Origin of the sequence: Aliamphritea spongicola, from assembly GCF_017051665.1 — a bacterium.
Taxonomy (GTDB): Bacteria; Pseudomonadota; Gammaproteobacteria; order Pseudomonadales; family Balneatricaceae; genus Amphritea; species Amphritea spongicola.
The window spans coordinates 392,931-412,833 of record NZ_JAFIDL010000003.1 but is presented as its reverse complement, the minus strand read 5'-3'; the positions used below and the strand labels follow the sequence as shown (position 1 = coordinate 412,833).

Sequence of the window (19,903 nt, the reverse complement as noted above, 5' to 3'; positions counted from 1 at the left end):
CCGGGCAGCACCTGCGCCACAGCATCACGCTGCAAACAGGCCCTGCTTAAACTCCATTCAGGTTAATTTTTGAATGTGTAACTTATGCGACAGGATTGGGTATTTTTCGTGACATTTTTATGGCATGACTTTTCTTAATAACCTTTTCTTATGACCTGTCATGAAAGCATCACAAAACCGCCGGTTACCGGCTGATAAACAGGCATAAAAAATGCCGCGGATGCGGCATTTCAGAAGATGGTTAAAAATCAGGCGGCAGTGCCTGAACCGGAGAAGCGGCTGAACAGCTTCAAAGCACCGGCCAGTATCAGCCCCAGAACCAGACCAATCAGGCCGGCGGTGACTGACGGCGCAAACAGCGCCACATAGATACTGATGTCTGCCCCAAGACGCTGCACATAATGCACCCATTCCGCTAACAGCGGGATACCGTGGACAATAATGCCACCGCCCACCAGGAACATGGCGAGAGTGCCAACTACCGTCAGGGTGCGCATCAGCCGGGGCGCAAACGCCAGCAGCCCCCGGCCAACACCGCGTTTAACCGCGGCAAATGCCCCTTCTGCCTTGTCTTTCAGCAGGTACAGCCCGGCATCATCCAGCTTAACGATAATCGCCACCAGCCCGTATACTAATACGGTAATCAGCACCGCCAGCACAGAAATCACCAGCGACTGCATGGCAAAACTGGCATCCTGAACCGTGCCCAGCGCAATGGCAATGATCTCAGCGGAAAGAATAAAGTCAGTACGTATTGCCCCTTTTATCTTATCTTTTTCCAGCTGTTCGAGATCCGTGTCCTGCTCTGCCAGCAGCACCTCAACCTTTTCCTCATCAGTCTGCTTTGCTGACTTGCTGAACATATGCAGGACTTTTTCAGCTCCGTCAAAACACAGAAAGGCACCGCCGAGCATTAGTAACGGGGTAATCAGCCAGGGAATAAACGCACTGATCGCCAGCGCCGCCGGCACCAGAATCAGCTTATTGAGCATGGAGCCTTTGGCGACGGCAAGCACCACAGGAATCTCCCGCTCGGCTTTAACCCCCGCCACCTGTTCGGCGTTTACTGCGAGATCATCCCCCAGCACCCCGGCGGTCTTTTTCGCTGCGACCTTGGTCAGTATTGCCACGTCATCAAGTACGGCGGCGATATCATCAAGAAGTGTTAATAAACTTCCGGCTGCCATCTGTATTTTCCCTTTTCCGTTAAAAGCCAGATTCTCACAATCACCGCTGCCCCTGCATGCAGTGACTGTGGAAAGAAATCATTACCGACAGGATACCCAGGCGGATGAAATGCAGCTGAATACTTTAAAATCCGGCCGAAAAAACACTACAGGGACACAAAGATCAGGCCGATCAGCATCATACTGACCCCCTGCATGCGGGTGATGCTGACGGACTCTTTCAGCCAGAACACGCCAATGGCCACACCGATAGGGATACTCAGCTGGCGCAGGGCCACCACATAACTGACTTCGGTCACCATCGACATACTGATGAGGACCAGCAGGTAAGTACCGACAATGAACAACCCGGTCATTGCCACTGAACGGATTGCCCCCGGACGGTTAAACACCGTACCGAACAAAGATTCCTTAAACAGCAGTAACGACACCGGCAACATACACAGCACAATGCCCCCCGCCTGCACCACCGCAAAAGCACTGCCCGCCTGGAACGCCGTAAAGCCTTCTTCGCGCATCAGATGAACGGCAGCGCTGTCGGTAAACGAATAACCAGCAGTGCCCAGAGCAGCCACAATGGCCCAGCCTACTGCCGGCGTCATATAGGCCCGCAGGTGCCATTCCCGCCAGCGCCGCACCGGCAGCACCATCGCCCCGGCAAAAATCAGCAGCATGGCAGCAATGTCTTCAATGGATAACAGACTGTGTCCGTAAGCGCCAAGCACCAGCAAAGGAACAATCAGCACCGGTAGCGCCCGGGCCAGTGGATAAACAATGCTCAGATCGCCCCCCTGATAGGCTTTCGCCAGCCCCACCAGATACACCGTCTGGCAAATGCCCGAGGCCAGAATCAGCCACCAGAATTTTGCCGGCATTGCCACCACATCACGCCAGACCTCAAGTAAAAAGGGACTGAAAATCAGCATCCCACAGGCGGTTGCCCACATATAAAACGAAATACTGGTGCCGGATTTTTTACCCATAGAGTTCCAGCCGGCGTGTAATAACGTCGAGATCAGGATCAGACCGATGGCCATCGCGCTCAAGGCTGCTCTCCCGACGCCAGACGGCGGCTGATATCTTCAAGACAGATCACGGCATCAGCGATGGTATCCACCACATAATGGGCGCCGCCCCGGCGGAATTTTTCGTATGCCGGCTGGCGATACGCTTCCTGCTCATCCGCCGTCAGTGCCTGCCACTCTTCAAGGCTTAAGCCGACTTCATTGCCACTGCAGGCCAGCGCAATGGTCCACATACCGGCATTCAGGCCTTCCTCAATCCCCGGCTGGGTATCATCAATTTTGACGCAGGCAACCAGATTTTTAACCCCCAGCTCCATGACGTTGGTGAGGCTCATATACGGATAGGGCCGGCCTTTGCTTACCTGAGTGGCACACACCATACTTTCCGGACGATAGCCCTGCTGTGCGGCGCGCTCCAGCAGCCCCGCCACCATGGATTCCGCGTATCCGGTATTGGCACCGATGCGGATATCCCGCCGCTTCGCCCATTCAAGCAGTTCAGTCACGCCGGGAATCAGGTCTGAAGCTGCAGCAATGGCTTCGATTTGCAGCGGCACGAAATCGTCAAACATCGCATCAATATCCTGGCTGTCCGGAAGTTTACCGAACTGCTCATTCCAGGCCTCACGGATACGGGGTAACTCACACAACTGACGGATATGTTCCCGTTTCTCAGCGCCCATCGGCCCCCGCGCTTCAGCCTCGCTCAGCTCAATACCACGGCTGGCGAACAAACGCTGAAAACCTTCAATCGGTGCCCGTGAACCAAAATCAACAGTGGTGCCTGCCCAGTCCATAATAATGGCCTGAACCGGCCCGGTATACTGGCGGGAATAACGGTACATACTCACCTCAACAGGCCTGATACGGGCCAAAACGTGTGGAATTAGTGAAGCAGAAATTATACAGGAAGGATATAACGGAACAATCTGGTATAGACCAGAAAACAGGGAGTCAGATCAAAAAATCCGGTACTTAAGTCGATTCATCATGACTCAGGTACCGGACAGGCAAAACAGATTTTAAGCGTAACGCCAGCGCTGACTGCGGGACAGCAGTTCCTTACTGATCAGCCAATGGCAGCTTTTTACCCCCAGTGCAGTAAACATCAGCAATACGGCCATCGCAGCTGCCGGGGCAGTATCCCCTGCTTCATCCATGTTGATCACCGCCACTGACGCCAGTGTGGTATCTGCTGAATACAGGAATACCACTGCCGACACTGTGGTCATGGCATTCACAAACAGGTACACCGAAATATCCAGCACAGCCGGCAGGCATAACGGCAGGGTGACCCGGCGGAATGTGGTATAAAACGGCACCTTCAGCGAGGCGGAAACTGATTCAAACTCGCCGTCAATCTGCTTCAGACTGGTCGTGGCGGTGAGGTGACACACGGTGTAAAAATGCACCAGTGTATTGAGCACCAGAATCGCCAGTGTACCGTACATAAAGTTCAGCGGATTAGACGGCGAATTAAAGAAGAAGATGTACGACAACCCCAGCACCATACCCGGTACGGCCATGGGCAGCATGGCCAGAAACTGCATGGTTTTGCGCAACAGGGGCAAGGCTTTAATCTTCTCGTTCAGGTAAGCGAGAATGAAGATCACAGCGGTGCCGGTAATCGCTACCCAGAAGGCCATTCGCAGGGAATTAAAGTAGGACTCCCAACCCCCACCATCCATCATATCGAACTGGTAGTTATCCAGTGACAGGGTCAGGTTGTACGGCCAGAAAGTAATCAGCGATGCGTATATCGCCATGCCGATCACCAGCAGCAGAAAAGCTGCAATGCCACCACAGAACAGCATTAGCAGGTTATCCCGTAATGGCTGGGCTTCCGGCTGAATCGCCACTGCACGGGCGCTGACCTGCGCGGTCTGACGCTTCAGTACCCGGCGTTCAATCCAGAACGACAATACCGCCGGCAACAGCAAAATCACACTGACCACGGCTCCCATCTGGAAATTCTGCTGGCCTACCACCTGCTTATAGATATCTGTCGCCAGCACGTTGTACTGGCCACCAATCACCTTAGCCACCCCGAAATCGGTAATCGCCAGGGTAAAACAGACGAACACAGTATTCACCAGCCCGTAGCGAACGCCAGGCAAGGTAATGGTCAGAAACACCCGCCAGCCCGGCGTTTTCAGCGCTTTGGCCGCTTCATAAAGGCGGGCATCGCTGTTTGATAGCGCCGTGATCAGAATCATCAGCGCATGGGGAAAGATCCAGAAACACAGTCCCATCACAATGCCCACCGGACCATAGATGGAATCCACCGGCAGCCAGTCTTTCAGTATCCCCTGATTACCAAACAGATAGATCATGCTCAGGGCGGGCAGCAGTGAAGGGGCAAATAGCGGCAGGCTGCTGATCAGCCGAAAGCCTTTCTTACCGGCCATGCCACTGCGGGTCAGTGCATAGGCGGTTATAAAGGCGCAGGTCACCACAATCACCGTGGTCCAGCAGGCAATGATCAGCGAGTTAATGATCGAGCCAAACAAAGCCGGATTGGTGAAATACTCCGCATAGTTGGCCAGGCCAATAAAGTTACCGGCCTGATCCTGCAAACTCTTCAGCAACATGGTACTCAGCGGCGCCAGTAAGCCGAGAATCAGAAACAACACACCCAGTAACAGCAAAGCTCTTTGTACGAAAGCTTCAGTACTCCAGACAGGCACTAAGCGGCGGGCAGCAATTGCATTCATGCCTGCGCCTCCATCACGCTGTCTATTACCTCATCCAGTACCGGCTCATCGCCGACAACCGTCTGCGGCTGACGAATACTGACCCGGGTCGGTTCGCCAATCGGCGGTTCCGGGTAAAAATGCAGATTTTCTGCGTCAATTGCCATTTGCAGGCGTTCACCCACAGCAGGAGTATGTAAGGCGTGTTGCTGTACCGGCATATCCACTTCGATATCCGTATCACGGGCAATGGTCACTACCAGCCGAACAAAGGCGCCCATAAAGTTGACCTGCGCAACATTCCCCTGCAATAACAGAGTATCGGCTTTAACTTCTTCAGGGCCCTGTAACACACGGATCATTTCCGGGCGGAAACCCAACAAGCCTTCTTCTACGTTTTGATCAAGCATCAGCGGCAAAGACAGCTCCGTATCCCCGATCAGCAGGTTATGCCCTTCCAGTACACGCCCCGGCAACAGATTCATACTGCCAATAAAGCGTGCCACGAAAGCGGTGGCCGGATGCCGGTAGATCTCTTCCGGTGTGCCCACCTGTGCAATGGTGCCGTGATCCATCACGACGATCCTGTCAGCCATGGTCAGCGCTTCATCCTGATCGTGAGTAACCATGATGGTGGTAATGCCCAGTGCCCGCTGCAGTTCACAGATTTCTTTACGCAGATGCAGCCGTACCCGGGCATCCAGCGCCGACAGCGGCTCATCCAGCAGTAACAACCCCGGCTGAATCGCCAGTGCCCGCGCCAGTGCAACCCGCTGTTGCTGACCACCGGACAGTTGCCCTGGATATTTCTCACCAATCCCCGGCAGATCAATCTGTTCCAGCAAGTCATTCACCCGCGCTGTACGGTCCTGCCGGGTGAGTTTGTTGTTCACCAGACCATAGGCGATGTTGTCGCTGACGGTCAGATTCGGAAATAACGCATAAGACTGAAACACAATGCCAAAGTCACGCTGCTGAGGCGGCAAGTGCGTAATGTCTTTACCCGCCTGAACAATGTTCCCCTGCTGCGCCTGCTCCAGACCGGCAATGGTCCGCAACAATGTGGTTTTGCCACAACCGGATGGCCCGAGAAAGCAGACAAACTCCCCTTCCTTAATGGCTAACGAGATATCCTGCAGAGCAACAAATTCGCCGAAACGTTTTTCCAGTTGATGGATATTTAAATACGGGGCAGCAGACATATGTCTCACTCCAATTTCAGTCACCTGCTGACATCCTGTCTCAGGCGGCCTGGCTGATTCTTAAAACGGTTTCTGAATAAAACTCTTGATTACGACTTTTAAAAACAACAAGGCGACAGACGGTAAAGTCTGCCGCTTTGCAGTGCGGAACCAGTCTTACTTCTTAGGTTCGCTCTTGCTGTCGTAACGCTGCTGCCACTCTTTCAGGATGCGTGCGCGGTTCACAGCAGACCACTGGAAATCGTTGTTGATCATGCGATCAGCGATATCGGCAGGGTAGTTTTTGATTGGCTTGGCAACGCCTGGCATCGCAACCACTGCATAGCTTTCGTTGTACAACTCGTTTGCCGGACGGGTAACGGCCCAGTCCATCAGAGTCTTAGCAGCCTGCAGTTTGTCAGTGCCTTTAACGATCGCTGCTGCTTCCATGTCCCAGCCCAGACCTTCAGTCGGGAAAATCACTTCAATCGGCGCCCCTTTGTTCACCAGCTTGGCACCGCGGTAAGCGAAAGAAATACCAATGGCAGTTTCACCGGCAGCGGCCAGCTTGCACGGTTTAGAACCGGAGTGTGTGTAACGGTCAATGTTGGTGTGCAGCTTATCCATGAACGCCCAGCCCTGCTCTTCACCGAAGCTTTGCAGCCAGCTGGATACGTCCAGGAAGCCGGTACCGGAAGAGTTCGGATTCGGCATAATCACATGGCCTTTATATTCCGGCCGGGTCAGATCCTGCCAGCTGGCAGGCTTTGGCAGGTTCAGCTTTTCAGCTTCAACGGTGTTGTAGCAGATAGAAGCTACCCAGGCGTCCATACCTACCCATGACGGTGTCGCATCGGCATCAACAAACTGCTTGCTCAGTTTTTCAACACCCGCAGGCTTATAGCTCTGCAGCATCTCCTGATCTTTCAGAACCAGCAGGCTGGTTGCCGCCAGTCCCAGTACCACGTCGGCCTGTGGATTTTCTTTTTCAGCCAGCAAACGGGCAGTGATAATACCGGTGGAATCACGCACCCAGCGGATCCTCACGTCCGGGTTATTTTTCTCAAATGCTTTGGCATAGCTTTTCAGCTGATCGGCTTCCAGTGCCGTATATACAGTCAGATCGGTTTGTGCCTGCGCCTGCAGTGCAGCACCCATTCCCAGTGCAGCCGCGAGTACACGGACTTTCGCCATCAGTTTCATTTCTAAATCCTCATTCAGCACAGAAGTAACGGCTAAGCCGTTGTTATTGTTCAGCCCGGGCAGGAAAAGCCACCTCAGCTGGTCTATACCAAATTATTATCAGGCCGGTTAATGACAAAAAAGTGACAGCCAGATAACGGAATTTTTACAATTTCAGCGAACGTCCCTTGCCACATAACAAGCTGTTCACATTCGACAGACCAAAAAAACGGGATGCACTGCATCCCGTTTTCTGCCAGTTTCCGCTGTTACATCGCAGACTTACTGTGAGCGGTTGGTGTGGCTACGTGAAAGCTCGGGTTATCAAATTCCCGGTGTTTCATGTCGTAATACTCATCATAAAAGTCGCCGAAATGCTGCGCATTAAAGGTGTAAAACATCGCCCTGCGGGACTTATCCGAAGCATTTTTCTCAGAATAATGGGGTACATAGGAATCGAAAATCACCACATCGCCGGGTTTTGCTTCAACCGGCTGCCACTGAATCCGCTCGACCACCTCCTGCTGAATCGCACCGTGGCTGCTGCCGCCATCGTAGCTTGGCAGGATCGGCAGTTCACCGTTCGGAGTGTTCTGTAATGCATAGTCATGACCTTCCAGATCGCGACGATAATTTTCCGGAAAGAACAGGCAACCATTTTCCAGTGTTGCTTCATCCAGAAAGATCGCCACAGTCACATGGAAGTTTGGTTTAAGATGATTGTAGGCAATCACATCCTGATGGGGTTCAAACGCCCCGCCGCCCGGATTTTTAGCATTGCACTTATCTTTGAACAGCACGAAGTCATCGCCTGTCAGGGCTTTAATAAACCCCTGTAATTTAGGTACCAGTTGCTCACGGATAACCGGGTTATAGCCCTTAATATATTCGTAACGGCACACCTTCAGCGGGTCATCAATTTCAGGGACAACGATCAGCTCATCAAGGTTCTGCTGATAGAAATCATTCAGGCTGGCACCGCTTTGCTGCAGCTGTTGCAACAACTGACCGGAATGGCCATACAGATCAGCACTGGCCGTTTCCAGCATCTGCATGTCCTGTGCGGTAAGCCCCTGCTCCAGCACAATGTAGCCCTGACGCATAAAACGTTCTTTATTAAATGCAGACATGATCAGGCCCCCTGTTCCATTCGCTGAGTACAAGCCTGCAGCTGTGGCAGGTAATGGGTGAACGGCTGAAGGCTCAGCTCCTGAATCTTGCCCTCGTCATCCCAGCGGCGCAGTTTAATGGCTGACTCAGAATAGGTTTCAGCCAGAAAAGCGTCGCATTCTTCAGGGGTCATAAGGCCTCCCTGATGGTGAAATGAATCCAGCGATGCTGCGGAAAGGTCATCCAGATAGCCCTCTTCCACTGAACACAGATAACGCTTCGCCTGGGCATGCAAACGGATCGGCTCGGTAACCGCGGGCGAGAAGTAGTCCGCCAGAAACTCAGCCCCCACAGCATCGTGCTTATAGTTGCCGTAAGCCAGGTCAGTGGCTGCCAGCAAATGCCCGATATCATGAAGCAGTGCTGCTGTTACCAGCTCATCAGATTCACCGGCACGTACCGCCAGTTCAGCACACTGCACGGCATGCTCTGTTTGTGTAATGTCTTCGCCGTAGGTCTGACTACCTTCAGCAGCAAACAAATCTGTAATTTGTTTAACGATTGGATGCATAGGTCTGCCCGTCATAGTTATCCGGCTTTCTCACCTGAAGAACCGGTTTCATACAATGGCGGACAGAAATTCTGACCGCCGCTTAAAGGGTCCAGTTAAGTTGTGGCCAGTTGCGCTCCGCGGCGATCACTGCCAGCCGCGGATCAGGGTTGGTCGCCACCGGTTGTTCAACCGCCTCCAGCAACGGCAGATCATTCATGGAATCGCTGTAAAACGCCGCGCCTTCCAAAGATTCCTGCTCCGCTTCTAGCCATGCATTCAACCGGGTAACCTTGCCCGCCTGATAGGTTGGCACCCCGTCGACTTCACCGGTGTAACGGTTGTTTTCCGTCTCCAGTTCAATCGCCAGTACATCGTCCACCCCCAGCTGTTTCGCCACTGCACGCACAATGAAGGCCGCCGTCGCCGAGACTATTACCAGCCGGTGGCCAGCACTGCGTAACTCCTGCAGCAACACCTTCGCCTGAGGATAAATCTTCGGCACGATCACCTCTGCAACGAAACCTTCAGTAAGATGATCGATATCTGCCACATCCATATCCGCCAGCGGTTTCACCTGAAATGCAATGTATTCATGCACCGACATACACCCTTGTGTGTACTGCTCCATCAGCCGTTCTTCTTCTGCGATAAATTCAGGATCCGTCACCAGACCAGTCTCCTTCAGATATTCACAAAACAGCGACGAGGTATCGCAACAGGTTATGGTTTCGTCCAGGTCAAAAATGCGTAACGCCATGGCTTAAAGTCTCATCTCGATTGAAAGCAGAATAACTACAACTCAATCTGGTATAGACCAGATTGTATGCATGGAATATTACAGGGGAATGACAATCCTGTCGATGGAGAATAACTTCGGTAAGCGTTAAGAAAAACCTGCGTTTAACTGCCGATACTCACAACCACTGAATCCCGTCATGTGGCAGAATGCACAGACTCATTTCAGAAAGTCGCAGCTTTTCCCATAGCCAGGACTATCCGGGGATACACCTGCTTAACAGCCGGAATACCGGCTGTAGCCTGAACAAATCAGAGCACCTGCCCCGACAAAACAGCCAGGCCCTGGCAGTTCAACTTCACAAACAGAATCAAACAGTATTTTCAGAGCAGAGCCTCTTCTGAAGCTATCCGGAAATGATGCTCAAAACCCTGTATTTACTATAAACAGATCCCTTACATAAGGTGGTTATCAGTAACCTTTATTGAAAAATCTAAACGGTTTTCCACAGGCCGGGCAGATTTGACAGCATTTACAGTTACGACTATTCCTATTGATAACCCAAATGAAAATTTTGATGCCTGATCAGTACTTTTCTGATCTTTTTTTGTCTCCGGACATACGAAGAATCAGCAAGTTAGGAAAAAGCTTTCATTTTTAAGCTGCCATGAAAGAAAACAGTTCAAGTGACAGCGTTTCACTAATAACTAATTAGGGTGAGTTCTATGTGTTCTCCGCCCATCGTCAGTCAAAGCAAGAATAGTCAGGAAAAGAACTTTATAAAACCACTTCCTGAACCGGGTCTGTCTCGTCTCCATCATCATGCTTTCCGGTCCAGGTTTTCCCGTCGTGCCCGTGGTGTAGCAACGGTTGAATTCGCTATCGTCTGTTCACTGTTTTTTCTTTTAGTTTTCATGATCATAGACTTTGCCTTATACGGTTTTGTAAAACTCACAATGCAACACGCCGTCAGAGAAGGGGCACGCTATGCAATTACAGGGCAAGTCGATCTGGACCCTGATGCAAACGGCAATCGCAAAAGAGCAGTCATCCAAAAAATTAAGGATAACTCAATGGGTTTTTTCGATGAGGTGATGACTGAATCCGACATAGTTGTCACCAATAGCAATGGTACTGCAGTGGCGGGCTTTGGGGCCCCCGGTGAATCCATTGTTATTACTCTCACCTGCCAGTGGCCGATAACCAACCCTTTTACCCAAACCATCATGTCTGCCAGCCATTACAATTTTTCTGTGGCAGCCTCAGTGCGAAATGAAGCATTTCCCGGAGCAACGCCATGATAAAAGAATTGCGTAATCCGTCTAAATCAAAGGGTCTGGCTACTGTAGAGATGGTTTTTATTATCCCGGTGCTCCTGCTTTTGGGGCTGGGTGTGATTGAGCTAAGCCATGCAATACAGGCAAAAAATATATCAACAGCGTTAGCCAGAGAAGGGGCGAACCTTGCCTCCAGATCAACCGTTGACAGCGACCAGCAGATCATGGACGCACTGGCACTTTCTGCAGACCCCTTAGATTTTTCTCAGGAAGGCATTATTTATATCAGTGTCATTGTCGGTGACGACGACCCTGATCCCTATGTTTCTGAACAACACCGCTGGCTCAATCATGGCATTTCCTCTTTAAGTGAAACCTGGAGCGATTGTCCTTCCTGGCAGGGGGATGGAACCTGCTCAGTGCCAACACCCAAGCCAAGGCTGTCAAATTTCCCAATCACTCTGGAGCCGGGTGAAACAGTACATGTGGTGGAAATCGTGTACGACTACTCATGGCTGACACGCTATCTCACCGACCAGAATCTGTTAATTTATTCACGTGCCTTCATGTAGGGAGGGAATTATGTATAACGATAAACTCACTCCCACCTTAGACTGGAAAAAAAATCGCGGGACTGTCCTTGTTCTGATGACAATTGCATTACCTGTACTCCTCGCAATTGTCGGTCTGGCCGTCGACTCAGCCAGAGCTTACGGTGTAAAAGCTAAGCTTTCTGCCGCGGTAGACGCAGCCAGCCTGGCCGCAGCCCGGGCAATATCCGGCGGAGAAGCTTCAGCCCGGAGTGCAGCAAACAAATATTTTGATGCAAATTTTCCCCCTGATTATTTCAGCTCCACCCTTTCAGGACGGCCCAGTGTTAATTTCTCCTACAGCCCTTCCGGCGACGTTGCAATTGATGTATCCGCAACTGCAAATATGCCAACAACCCTGGTTAAACTTGTTGGCGTAGATGACATAGATATCCCAAGTAACGCTCAGACAATACGCCGGGTGGTTGATTTATCATTTGTCGTAGATAACACCACATCGCTGGTTCTGGGTACGGATGTATCGCAGGATGTTATTGACCGCTCCAAGGACTTTGTCGGTAATTTCAATGAGAGTATTGACCGCATCGCGCTGGTTAAATATGCCTTTGGCGCAGAGGTACCCGTTGGCTTCAATAACGCACGGGGATTCAGTAAAGCCACCATTGAAAATGAAATCGATGCTTTTGAGTTCGGAGGCAACGGCAACCCTAACCAGTTTACTAACGCCTCAGAAGGCATGTGGCGTGCAATAGATGCGCTGATTAACGTTAATAATCCGGCGTCATTACGCGTAATTGTCTTCTTTACAGACGGTGCCCCAAATACCTTTGCTTCTAACTTTTCATTCAATGGCGGAATCGGTAACCGTATTGGCGCTATACGCTCCAGCGACACAACATCAGGCACACCACGGGGCCTTTGGGAAGCCAACATGGTTGCCGACCCGATCCCCTCCCCCTGGGAATTTCGTGACAACAACGGTACCACACTGGCCAATGCACTTACCGGGTTCCCGCAATATTACAATGCACATGATCCTAATGCGTCCGACTTTCTCGTGATCAACCCCTCCCACCCCCGCAGACAGGTATTCGATTACGATCCGGGTAACGACAGTACAAATGATTTATATGTAAAAATTAACCGGGTCGCCCGCAACTTACCTGAAGATATGGCGGAATTTGCCCGTCAGAACGGCATCATTGTCTTAACATTAGGCCTGGGTACACGGCTGACGATACCTACCGGACCTGATGGTGAACACGGAGAAGAAATGCTCATGCGGATGGCCAATGATCCGCGCATGGTAAACAACCCGGCACTGGCTGCAGATTTCAAACCCGGTCAGCCGCAAGGGGTTTATTGCCACGCGGTGGACAAAGATGCACTGGCCCCCTGCTTCGCAGAAATGCTGGCGGTCATTATCCGTTTGACCATCTAACCGGTCATTCACACAGCCCCTGCAGCCCGGCCTGGGAGTCCGATATAATTTGACTGATGGATGCCCATCTAAAAGACGGGGAATCCCTGCGTTCATCGTTCGGAAATGAACCGGGACTCAGTTACCAGTTGCTGAAAGGCATCAAAAGCCAGAGGCTTGCTGTACAGATAGCCCTGAAAATACATGCAGCCTTCCTTTGAAAGAAGGCCCGCCTGACTTTCCTGCTCAATGCCTTCGGCAATCACCTTAAGGCCCAGGCTTTCAGACATTGCCAAAATGGCAGTAACCAGTGCATGACCATGGTTATCGGAGGCCAGTTCGTTCACAAAAGAACGGTCAATCTTAAGCGTCGTGATCGGATATTTATGCAGATAACTCAGCGACGAATACCCGGTACCGAAATCATCAATCGAAATACCAATGCCTAAGCGCCTCAGATTTTCAAACTGCTCCAGAATCAAACAGTCATCGTTGAGCATGATGCTCTCTGTGATTTCCAGAACCAGCCGATGCGGCGCCAGTCCATTTGCCTGCAGAGTTTCGGCCACCAGCTCCGGCATGTTGGCATGCTTAAACTGATCACATGAAACATTAACCGAGACAAAGAAATCATCCGGACATTTATCCAGTATCTGAGCGATCTGCGAGCAGGCTTCCTGTAGCACCCACTCCCCCATTGCGGTAATTAACCCACACTCTTCTGCCAGGCCGATAAAATCGTTCGGATACACCAGCCCCACATCAGGGCGTTGCCAGCGTATAAGGGCTTCGGCTCCGACTATCCGGTTTGTGCGGGCATCGATAACCGGCTGGTAATGCAGTACAAATTCCTTTCTGACAACGGCCTTGCGCAGAGCATTTTCAAGCTCAATACGTTGCTGTGCTTCCAGGTGCATATCCGCAGAGTAATACTGAAAGGTATTCCGGCCACTGTTTTTAGCTTTATACATGGCGCTGTCAGCATTTCTCAGCAGCTCTTCAATAGTATTACCGTCTTCAGGATAAACGGTTATACCGATGCTGGCTGACAGATAAACATCACTGTTATCAATATGATACGGCTGAGAAAGGGTATCCAGTATTGTCCTGATGGTGTCTTCCATATGATGGGTATCAGGCAAATCAGGAAAGATCACCGCGAACTCATCTCCCCCAAGCCTGGCAACCGTATCAGATTGTCTCACATGGCTACCCAGCCGCTTGCCTACCTGCTTGAGCAACCGGTCACCGAATGTATGCCCGAAGCTGTCATTCACCTGTTTAAAGCGGTCAAGGTCGATAAACAGCAGTGAGACCAGACGGTTATTTCTGTCTGAACGGTAAATCGCACTGGCAAACCGGTCTTTTAACAAATGCCGGTTCGCAAGGCCGGTCAGGGCATCATAGTTTGCCTGATACTCAATCTTTTCTTCGTATTCCTTACGCTTGGTAATATCACTGAACAAAGCCACATAACCGCTTAAATCTCCCTGTTCATCGTACATGGCAGACACAGACAGCCACTGGGGATAAATAGAGCCGTTTTTCTTACGGTTCCAGATTTCACTTCCCCACTTACCGGTCAGCTCAAGCGTCTTGAACATCTCCACGTAAAAAGCACTATCATGATGCCCGGATGTCAGCACAGCAGGCGTTTTCCCCAGAACCTCATCCCGTTCGTAGCCAGTGATCTCCGTAAACGCTTTATTAACCTTGATGATCTTTTTGTCGACATCCGTGACCATGACCGCCTCGGTGGCCGTCTCAAGAACAGTCGCCGCTAACTGCAGCTCCCGTTCTTTCTCTTTACGTTCAGTAATGTTGCGATCCAGTCCCCGGTATCCCCGGAACTCCCCTTTAGCATCAAAGATGGGAACACCGCTGGTTTCCAGATATACAAGGCTGCCGTCTTTATGAATACTCAGATTTTCCAGGGCGGAAAACTTTTCACGCTTATCCCATATGGGCTGAAACAGTGCCTGTACCCTTTCAGATTCTTTTGCCGGCATGAATTCGAACGGTTTTTTACCCATCAGCTCTTCCGGCAAATAGCCCAAAATCCCCTCAGGAATGGTCGACGAAAAAGTGTATTCAAGATGCTCGTTGACTTCCCAGATGATGTCAGACGAACAGAAAGCGATGTCCCGGAATTTCTTTTCCTGGTCGGTGAGCAGTTTCATGATCTGCAGGCGTTCATATTCTGCTGCAATCCGCCCCGCTACCAGATCAAAATAGGTCAGGATAAAATCTTCATTCTGAATCGGCTGACTGCTCAGAGCGATGATCAGGCCAAAAGGAGTCCCCTCAAGGGATGTAAGCGGTACACCTACATAGCCTTCGACATTCATATCCTGCAGTAACAGATCTTCCGGAAAAGCCAGCTGGGCATCCTTACTGATCACGCAGGCATCATGACAAACTACGGTTTCACAGGGGGTACCGGCTAGCTGATAGACGATATTGTCAGCACGTTCCCCATTGGCAAACACCGCTTTCGTCTGAATCGCAGTATTACCTTCAACCAGCTCGCCGATTAAGACGATATCAACAGCCAAAGCATTGCTAAGGTATTCAACCAGAGACTCAAAGTACTCTTGCCCAATTTTTACAGACGTGGCATCTGACAGCCTTTTAACTTCGAGGGCAATATCTGAAAAAGCCATACACCTACCTGACTGACCGCTGATCATTCATAGTAGCAAGGTTAAAAGGTATGAAGCGCCAACAGGGAAAAACTTGAAACCATTTTGGGGATAAATCAGGCAGCATATGTGCCTGCAGCGGGACCCAAAACTAGCCTTCAATATTCACCACCAGCTTGATGGCATCGTGCAGCCAGTACTCCCGGTCAAACTCCAGAAAGTCACCTTTACGGCCAAAACACAGCCGCTCAGAATATAAGCTCCAGAATGTTCTTTAGCTGTATAAGAGGATCATCAGCAATCCTCCGGGAGCAGAAACATATTCAGCGCTTAAAAGTGCTCTGGAACAGAAAACTCCCAGCGTGAGCGTTCAGGTACAACACGTTCACACTCTTCGACAAAAAGCGGCCGCCAACGATGGTCTGCAGCGTAGGTGGAATCCGATGTTCTGCCTGTGGTTAAACACAGCCCTGAATCAATCAGTTCAACATAGCCTTCTTCATTCAGCTCAAATTTTTGCAACAAATCAGCATCCATAAAAGGGGAGCGTTCACCGCAATCTCTGGCAAGCACAGACGCACCGGGTAAAGCCCGTGAATTAATGCCCGCCACTGTTGCACACTTATCGTAAGCCGGGAACCTGATATAGCCATTATCATCCAGTACGACCGCTTCATCGGCATACAGTCCGGGTTTACAGTTATGTGCTGTCATTGGTAAATCAAACCGTACATAGGGTCCGGAACCCGCGATATCCAGACAATAACCATCCTGAGGTCGGTCTAAGCCGTCTATCAGCCTGAGGTGCCCGGCAACATCTCTACCTTCTGCAGCCTGCACACTGAAAGACATCCCCATGGCCAGTAAAGCAGAGGAAATACATTTTAGTAACTTCATTTCGGTTCCTTAACCTATATCCGATAAATAAAATAGAACATTACGAAAAATAATATTTTAAACACTGAACAGTTATTTAAGAAAAACAGTTAACACCCAATTTATTCAGTACCGGACCGTTCCAAAAGATTGCGTAGCCATAAAGGTTTAGACTGATCAAAATATATTAGTGCGATAAGGCCTCCGGCAATTGAGACATTTTTAAAGAAAGCAACCATACTTGAAAAAGGTGTAAAACCTGGTGGGCTTCCTACAAAGTTTTCAGCTAAGAATTCTGGAATCCAGCCCGTATGATAAAGAACACTGGCCGGAAATAAAAAACCAATCCAGATAATACATACAGCCCAGACATACTTATTAAATAAAACAAGTGAACTACCGCCCACTTCAATCAATAAAACCACCACAAATATCGCTGTAGCGGCAAATGCCATGCCATGAAGCTCAATTCCCTTAATATGGAAACCACTATTAAATAATTTATGCAACCCTGCAGACAACCATATTCCACAGGTTAATAACCGAATAACAAAATAAACCGAAACCTTTGGCATAAACATTATTTAATTCTCCAAAAAAATAATAAAAAAATAGATTAATACCCCATTTAAAAAATAACATGCGTATTAAACCCTGAGATTACATTTGTCCCATTACGTGATACTTGTTAGTAAAGACTTACAGCCTCCGATGAGGCTGAAAATAGCTGTCAGTGACGTCCCGTTAACGCGCTGAACAGCCCGATAATCATTTAATTGCGCTCAATCAGCATAGCGATCCCCTGCCCCACACCAATACACATTGTGCAGATTGCTAACTGACCACCGCTTCTTTCCAGTTGATTAACCGCAGTGGTCACCAGACGTGCACCACTCATACCTAATGGATGCCCCAGCGCTATTGCGCCGCCATTAGGATTAACACGAGGATCATCATCTTTAAGGCCAAGGTCTCGCATAGTGGCAAGCGCCTGAGACGCAAATGCCTCGTTCAGCTCTATTAAGTCAATCTGATCCAAAGAGATTCCAGTACGGTTCAGCAATTTCTTAGTCGCAGGGGCCGGACCGAATCCCATTATGCGCGGCTCAACGCCTGCGGTTGTCATGGCAATTACCTTGGCACGGGGCTTCAAACCATAGCGTTCCACGGCATCTTCAGACGCCAGAATCACTGCACAGGCACCATCATTAACACCGGAAGCGTTCCCGGCCGTAACAGTACCTCCATCCCTGAAAGGGGCTCGCAATTTGGCCAGGCCTTCCAACGTTGTTTCCGGTCTTGGGTGCTCATCAGTATCCACGACTAAAGGCTCACCTTTACGCTGAGGGATCTGAACCGGTACGATCTCATCCGAGAAAATATCAGCTGCCATCGCTTTAGCTGTTTTTTGCTGGCTCCCAAACGCAAAGCTATCCTGATCTTGCCGGGATATATTGAATTGTTCTGCCACGTTTTCAGCGGTTTCTGGCATTGAATCAACCCCGTACTGCGCTTTCATTTTTTCATTAATGAAGCGCCAGCCAATCGTTGTATCGTGAAGTCCGTCCGGTGTTCTGGAAAACGCAGTTTCTGTCTTCCCCATCACAAACGGTGCCCGCGACATTGATTCAACGCCTCCGGCAATAATAAGTTCAGCCTCCCCCGCCTTGATGGCCCTTGCGCCAATTCCTATAGCATCCATACCGGAACCACAAAGACGATTAACCGTTGTGGCAGGAACAGATGTTGGCAACCCCGCCAACAGCAGAGCCATGCGGCCAACATTCCGGTTATCTTCCCCGGCCTGATTTGCACAGCCATAAATAAGTTCATCAACCTTATCCCACTCGACTGACGGATTTCGCTCCATCAGAGCTTTTAGCGGAATAGCCCCCAGATCATCAGCCCGGACTTTAGACAGCGCTCCGCCATAACGCCCGATAGGTGTACGCACGGCATCACAGATAAAGACTTCTTTCATTACTCGATCTCCCAGCAAGATATTCTTTTACAACTCAACCGGTCTGTTATTGCTGAATAGCCCCTTGGATATCATCCAACTCCAGAGCAACCTCATAACTGGCATCGGTTTTTGCCTTTATCTCATCGAGAGTGGCGCCCGGTAATACTTTGACCAGTAGCATTTTTCCATCGGTAAATCTGAATTTTGCCAGTTCTGTTATCAGTACATTGACCGCACCTTTAGTTGTCAGTGGCAGTGTACAGCTGGGTACCACCTTGGAATTACCGTCTCGGTCTGTGTGGGTCATAGTAATAATCAAACGCTCCGCACCCGAAGCAAGATCCATTGCGCCACCGACACCCAGTAACGGTTTACCCGGTACTGCCCAGTTCGCAAGGTTCGCTTGCGCATCAACCTGTAAGCCCCCCATTATCGCCACATCCACGTGACCACCGCGGATCATGCCGAATGACGCCGAACTGTCAAAGTAACTGGCGCCAGGTACTGCTGTAACAGGTACCTTGCCTGCATTTACCGGATAATCCATTGCACCGCCGGACGCAGGTTCCGGCCCTACTCCGAGCATACCGTTTTCAGTATGCATACTGATGCCGTGTTCCGGCGTTATCAGGTCCGCCACTAACGTGGGTACACCAATGCCCAGATTCACAACATCACCGGGCGTTAATTCACTTAACGCTTCACGCGCCATATTCATTCTGCGCTCGTCGACTTTCTTCGCACTGGCAGACACCGACGCTGATGATCCCAGATCTGCTGTCGAAAGCTTCGCCTCAACCAGATAATCTATAAAGCAGCCAGGGGTATGAACTTCATTAGGATCGATATCTCCCACCGGAACGATCTCTTCAACTTCAGCAATCACCAGCCTGGCTGCAGTCGCAGCACTGTGATTAAAGTTATTCTCGGTCATGCGGTATACCAGATTACCGGCTGTGTCTGCTTTCCATGCGCGAATCAGGGCTACGTCGCCTTTAATCGCAGGTATATAGACCATTTCAATACCGTCAATCATTCGTGATTCCCGGCCTTCAGCCAACGGCGTCCCCGCAGAGGTAGGCGTAAAAAATCCACCGATCCCGGCACCACCAGCCCGCATCGCTTCCCCGAGAGTTCCCTGAGGCAGCAACTCCACCGCCATCCTGCCAGACTGTGCAGCCTCTACTGCTTCACGATTACTTGTGAAATACGAACCAATAGCTTTTTTGATCTGACCATTACGCAATAAACGGCCACCTCCTAAACCAGGCTCTCCCACATTGTTGCCGATATAAATCAGATCCTTTGTGTCCGTTTCTGCAAGGGCATGCAGGAGGTGCACCGGATTACCTGTCATGCCGAAGCCTCCCACCAGCATAACGTCACCGCTATTCACTTTTTTAGCAGCTTCAGTCAGCGAAATTTTCGGAACAGTTTTCATCACATTAATACCTCATCGTTATTACTTTCATTCTCATGCAGCCTGCGGTTTTCACACTGATTTAAC

At 50.3% G+C, this 19,903-nt stretch carries 17 protein-coding genes; 3 read left to right on the top strand and 14 right to left on the bottom strand.

What is annotated here, in order from left to right; genetic code table 11:
- Window positions 1–248: 248 nt before the first annotated feature.
- From JYB63_RS11890 to JYB63_RS11850, 9 genes are all read right to left on the bottom strand, one after another.
- The gene (locus JYB63_RS11890) at window positions 249–1,187 is read right to left on the bottom strand and encodes a DUF808 domain-containing protein (RefSeq protein ID WP_205658066.1); all 939 of its coding nucleotides are present in this window, start codon (window positions 1,185–1,187) and stop codon (window positions 249–251) included.
- 146 nt (window positions 1,188–1,333) lie between these two features.
- Window positions 1,334–2,224 (bottom strand): EamA family transporter, encoded by an 891-nt coding sequence (locus JYB63_RS11885; protein ID WP_243431983.1) that lies wholly within the window; start codon window positions 2,222–2,224, stop codon window positions 1,334–1,336.
- A 5-nt stretch (window positions 2,225–2,229) separates the two neighbouring features.
- Window positions 2,230–3,057, bottom strand: coding sequence for a phosphonoacetaldehyde hydrolase (phnX, locus tag JYB63_RS11880; RefSeq protein ID WP_205658064.1), 828 nt, complete (start codon window positions 3,055–3,057; stop codon window positions 2,230–2,232).
- Between the two features lie 177 nt (window positions 3,058–3,234).
- Window positions 3,235–4,926 (bottom strand): putative 2-aminoethylphosphonate ABC transporter permease subunit, encoded by a 1,692-nt coding sequence (locus JYB63_RS11875; protein ID WP_205658063.1) that lies wholly within the window; start codon window positions 4,924–4,926, stop codon window positions 3,235–3,237.
- Entirely contained in the window at window positions 4,923–6,107 is a 1,185-nt protein-coding gene (locus JYB63_RS11870; RefSeq protein WP_205658062.1) for a putative 2-aminoethylphosphonate ABC transporter ATP-binding protein, read from the bottom strand. The genes JYB63_RS11875 and JYB63_RS11870 overlap by 4 nt, the downstream gene beginning before the upstream one ends.
- A 156-nt stretch (window positions 6,108–6,263) precedes the next feature.
- Window positions 6,264–7,289: a putative 2-aminoethylphosphonate ABC transporter substrate-binding protein gene (locus tag JYB63_RS11865; protein ID WP_205658061.1), complete on the bottom strand. Its 1,026-nt coding sequence runs from the start codon at window positions 7,287–7,289 to the stop codon at window positions 6,264–6,266.
- Between the two features lie 248 nt (window positions 7,290–7,537).
- Window positions 7,538–8,398, bottom strand: a complete 861-nt coding sequence (locus JYB63_RS11860) for a phytanoyl-CoA dioxygenase family protein (protein ID WP_205658060.1) — start codon at window positions 8,396–8,398, stop codon at window positions 7,538–7,540.
- Window positions 8,399–8,400: 2 nt separating this feature from the next.
- A complete protein-coding gene (locus JYB63_RS11855) occupies window positions 8,401–8,949 on the bottom strand; it encodes an HD domain-containing protein (protein WP_205658059.1) in 549 nt (182 codons plus the stop codon).
- A gap of 82 nt (window positions 8,950–9,031) precedes the next feature.
- On the bottom strand, window positions 9,032–9,688 hold the full coding sequence (locus tag JYB63_RS11850; RefSeq protein ID WP_205658058.1) for an HAD family hydrolase: 657 nt from the start codon (window positions 9,686–9,688) through the stop codon (window positions 9,032–9,034).
- 704 nt (window positions 9,689–10,392) lie between these two features.
- Here JYB63_RS11850 and JYB63_RS11845 point away from each other — a divergent pair.
- The 3 genes from JYB63_RS11845 to JYB63_RS11835 are packed head-to-tail and all read left to right on the top strand — an operon-like array spanning window position 10,393 to window position 12,936.
- Complete coding sequence (locus JYB63_RS11845) at window positions 10,393–10,968, top strand: TadE/TadG family type IV pilus assembly protein (protein ID WP_205658057.1); 576 nt, start codon at window positions 10,393–10,395, stop codon at window positions 10,966–10,968.
- On the top strand, window positions 10,965–11,516 hold the full coding sequence (locus JYB63_RS11840) for a TadE/TadG family type IV pilus assembly protein (RefSeq protein WP_205658056.1): 552 nt from the start codon (window positions 10,965–10,967) through the stop codon (window positions 11,514–11,516). The genes JYB63_RS11845 and JYB63_RS11840 overlap by 4 nt, the downstream gene beginning before the upstream one ends.
- A 10-nt stretch (window positions 11,517–11,526) precedes the next feature.
- On the top strand, window positions 11,527–12,936 hold the full coding sequence (locus JYB63_RS11835; protein ID WP_272873570.1) for a vWA domain-containing protein: 1,410 nt from the start codon (window positions 11,527–11,529) through the stop codon (window positions 12,934–12,936).
- A gap of 92 nt (window positions 12,937–13,028) precedes the next feature.
- Here JYB63_RS11835 and JYB63_RS11830 read toward each other — a convergent pair whose 3' ends face one another.
- The 5 genes from JYB63_RS11830 to JYB63_RS11810 all read right to left on the bottom strand — a co-directional run bounded on the left by JYB63_RS11830 (window position 13,029) and on the right by JYB63_RS11810 (window position 19,837).
- Window positions 13,029–15,578: a bifunctional diguanylate cyclase/phosphodiesterase gene (locus tag JYB63_RS11830; protein ID WP_205658054.1), complete on the bottom strand. Its 2,550-nt coding sequence runs from the start codon at window positions 15,576–15,578 to the stop codon at window positions 13,029–13,031.
- A gap of 309 nt (window positions 15,579–15,887) precedes the next feature.
- Window positions 15,888–16,454 (bottom strand): DNA-directed RNA polymerase subunit beta family protein, encoded by a 567-nt coding sequence (locus JYB63_RS11825; RefSeq protein WP_205658053.1) that lies wholly within the window; start codon window positions 16,452–16,454, stop codon window positions 15,888–15,890.
- Window positions 16,455–16,555: 101 nt separating this feature from the next.
- Window positions 16,556–17,014, bottom strand: a complete 459-nt coding sequence (locus tag JYB63_RS11820; RefSeq protein WP_205658052.1) for a DoxX family protein — start codon at window positions 17,012–17,014, stop codon at window positions 16,556–16,558.
- A 191-nt stretch (window positions 17,015–17,205) separates the two neighbouring features.
- Complete coding sequence (gene pcaF, locus JYB63_RS11815) at window positions 17,206–18,414, bottom strand: 3-oxoadipyl-CoA thiolase (protein ID WP_205658051.1); 1,209 nt, start codon at window positions 18,412–18,414, stop codon at window positions 17,206–17,208.
- A 46-nt stretch (window positions 18,415–18,460) separates the two neighbouring features.
- Complete coding sequence (locus tag JYB63_RS11810) at window positions 18,461–19,837, bottom strand: 3-oxoacid CoA-transferase (protein ID WP_205658050.1); 1,377 nt, start codon at window positions 19,835–19,837, stop codon at window positions 18,461–18,463.
- Window positions 19,838–19,903 lie beyond the last annotated feature (66 nt).

What these genes read in the sequence shown, in the direction of transcription:
- JYB63_RS11890 (WP_205658066.1), bottom strand. Translation starts at nt 1,187, where the DNA reads ATGGCAGCCGGAAGTTTATTAACACTTCTTGATGATATCGCCGCCGTA.
- JYB63_RS11885 (WP_243431983.1), bottom strand. Translation starts at nt 2,224, where the DNA reads ATGGCCATCGGTCTGATCCTGATCTCGACGTTATTACACGCCGGCTGG.
- phnX (WP_205658064.1), bottom strand. Translation starts at nt 3,057, where the DNA reads ATGTACCGTTATTCCCGCCAGTATACCGGGCCGGTTCAGGCCATTATT.
- JYB63_RS11875 (WP_205658063.1), bottom strand. Translation starts at nt 4,926, where the DNA reads ATGAATGCAATTGCTGCCCGCCGCTTAGTGCCTGTCTGGAGTACTGAA.
- JYB63_RS11870 (WP_205658062.1), bottom strand. Translation starts at nt 6,107, where the DNA reads ATGTCTGCTGCCCCGTATTTAAATATCCATCAACTGGAAAAACGTTTC.
- JYB63_RS11865 (WP_205658061.1), bottom strand. Translation starts at nt 7,289, where the DNA reads ATGAAACTGATGGCGAAAGTCCGTGTACTCGCGGCTGCACTGGGAATG.
- JYB63_RS11860 (WP_205658060.1), bottom strand. Translation starts at nt 8,398, where the DNA reads ATGTCTGCATTTAATAAAGAACGTTTTATGCGTCAGGGCTACATTGTG.
- JYB63_RS11855 (WP_205658059.1), bottom strand. Translation starts at nt 8,949, where the DNA reads ATGCATCCAATCGTTAAACAAATTACAGATTTGTTTGCTGCTGAAGGT.
- JYB63_RS11850 (WP_205658058.1), bottom strand. Translation starts at nt 9,688, where the DNA reads ATGGCGTTACGCATTTTTGACCTGGACGAAACCATAACCTGTTGCGAT.
- JYB63_RS11845 (WP_205658057.1), top strand. Translation starts at nt 10,393, where the DNA reads ATGTGTTCTCCGCCCATCGTCAGTCAAAGCAAGAATAGTCAGGAAAAG.
- JYB63_RS11840 (WP_205658056.1), top strand. Translation starts at nt 10,965, where the DNA reads ATGATAAAAGAATTGCGTAATCCGTCTAAATCAAAGGGTCTGGCTACT.
- JYB63_RS11835 (WP_272873570.1), top strand. Translation starts at nt 11,527, where the DNA reads ATGTATAACGATAAACTCACTCCCACCTTAGACTGGAAAAAAAATCGC.
- JYB63_RS11830 (WP_205658054.1), bottom strand. Translation starts at nt 15,578, where the DNA reads ATGGCTTTTTCAGATATTGCCCTCGAAGTTAAAAGGCTGTCAGATGCC.
- JYB63_RS11825 (WP_205658053.1), bottom strand. Translation starts at nt 16,454, where the DNA reads ATGAAGTTACTAAAATGTATTTCCTCTGCTTTACTGGCCATGGGGATG.
- JYB63_RS11820 (WP_205658052.1), bottom strand. Translation starts at nt 17,014, where the DNA reads ATGTTTATGCCAAAGGTTTCGGTTTATTTTGTTATTCGGTTATTAACC.
- pcaF (WP_205658051.1), bottom strand. Translation starts at nt 18,414, where the DNA reads ATGAAAGAAGTCTTTATCTGTGATGCCGTGCGTACACCTATCGGGCGT.
- JYB63_RS11810 (WP_205658050.1), bottom strand. Translation starts at nt 19,837, where the DNA reads ATGAAAACTGTTCCGAAAATTTCGCTGACTGAAGCTGCTAAAAAAGTG.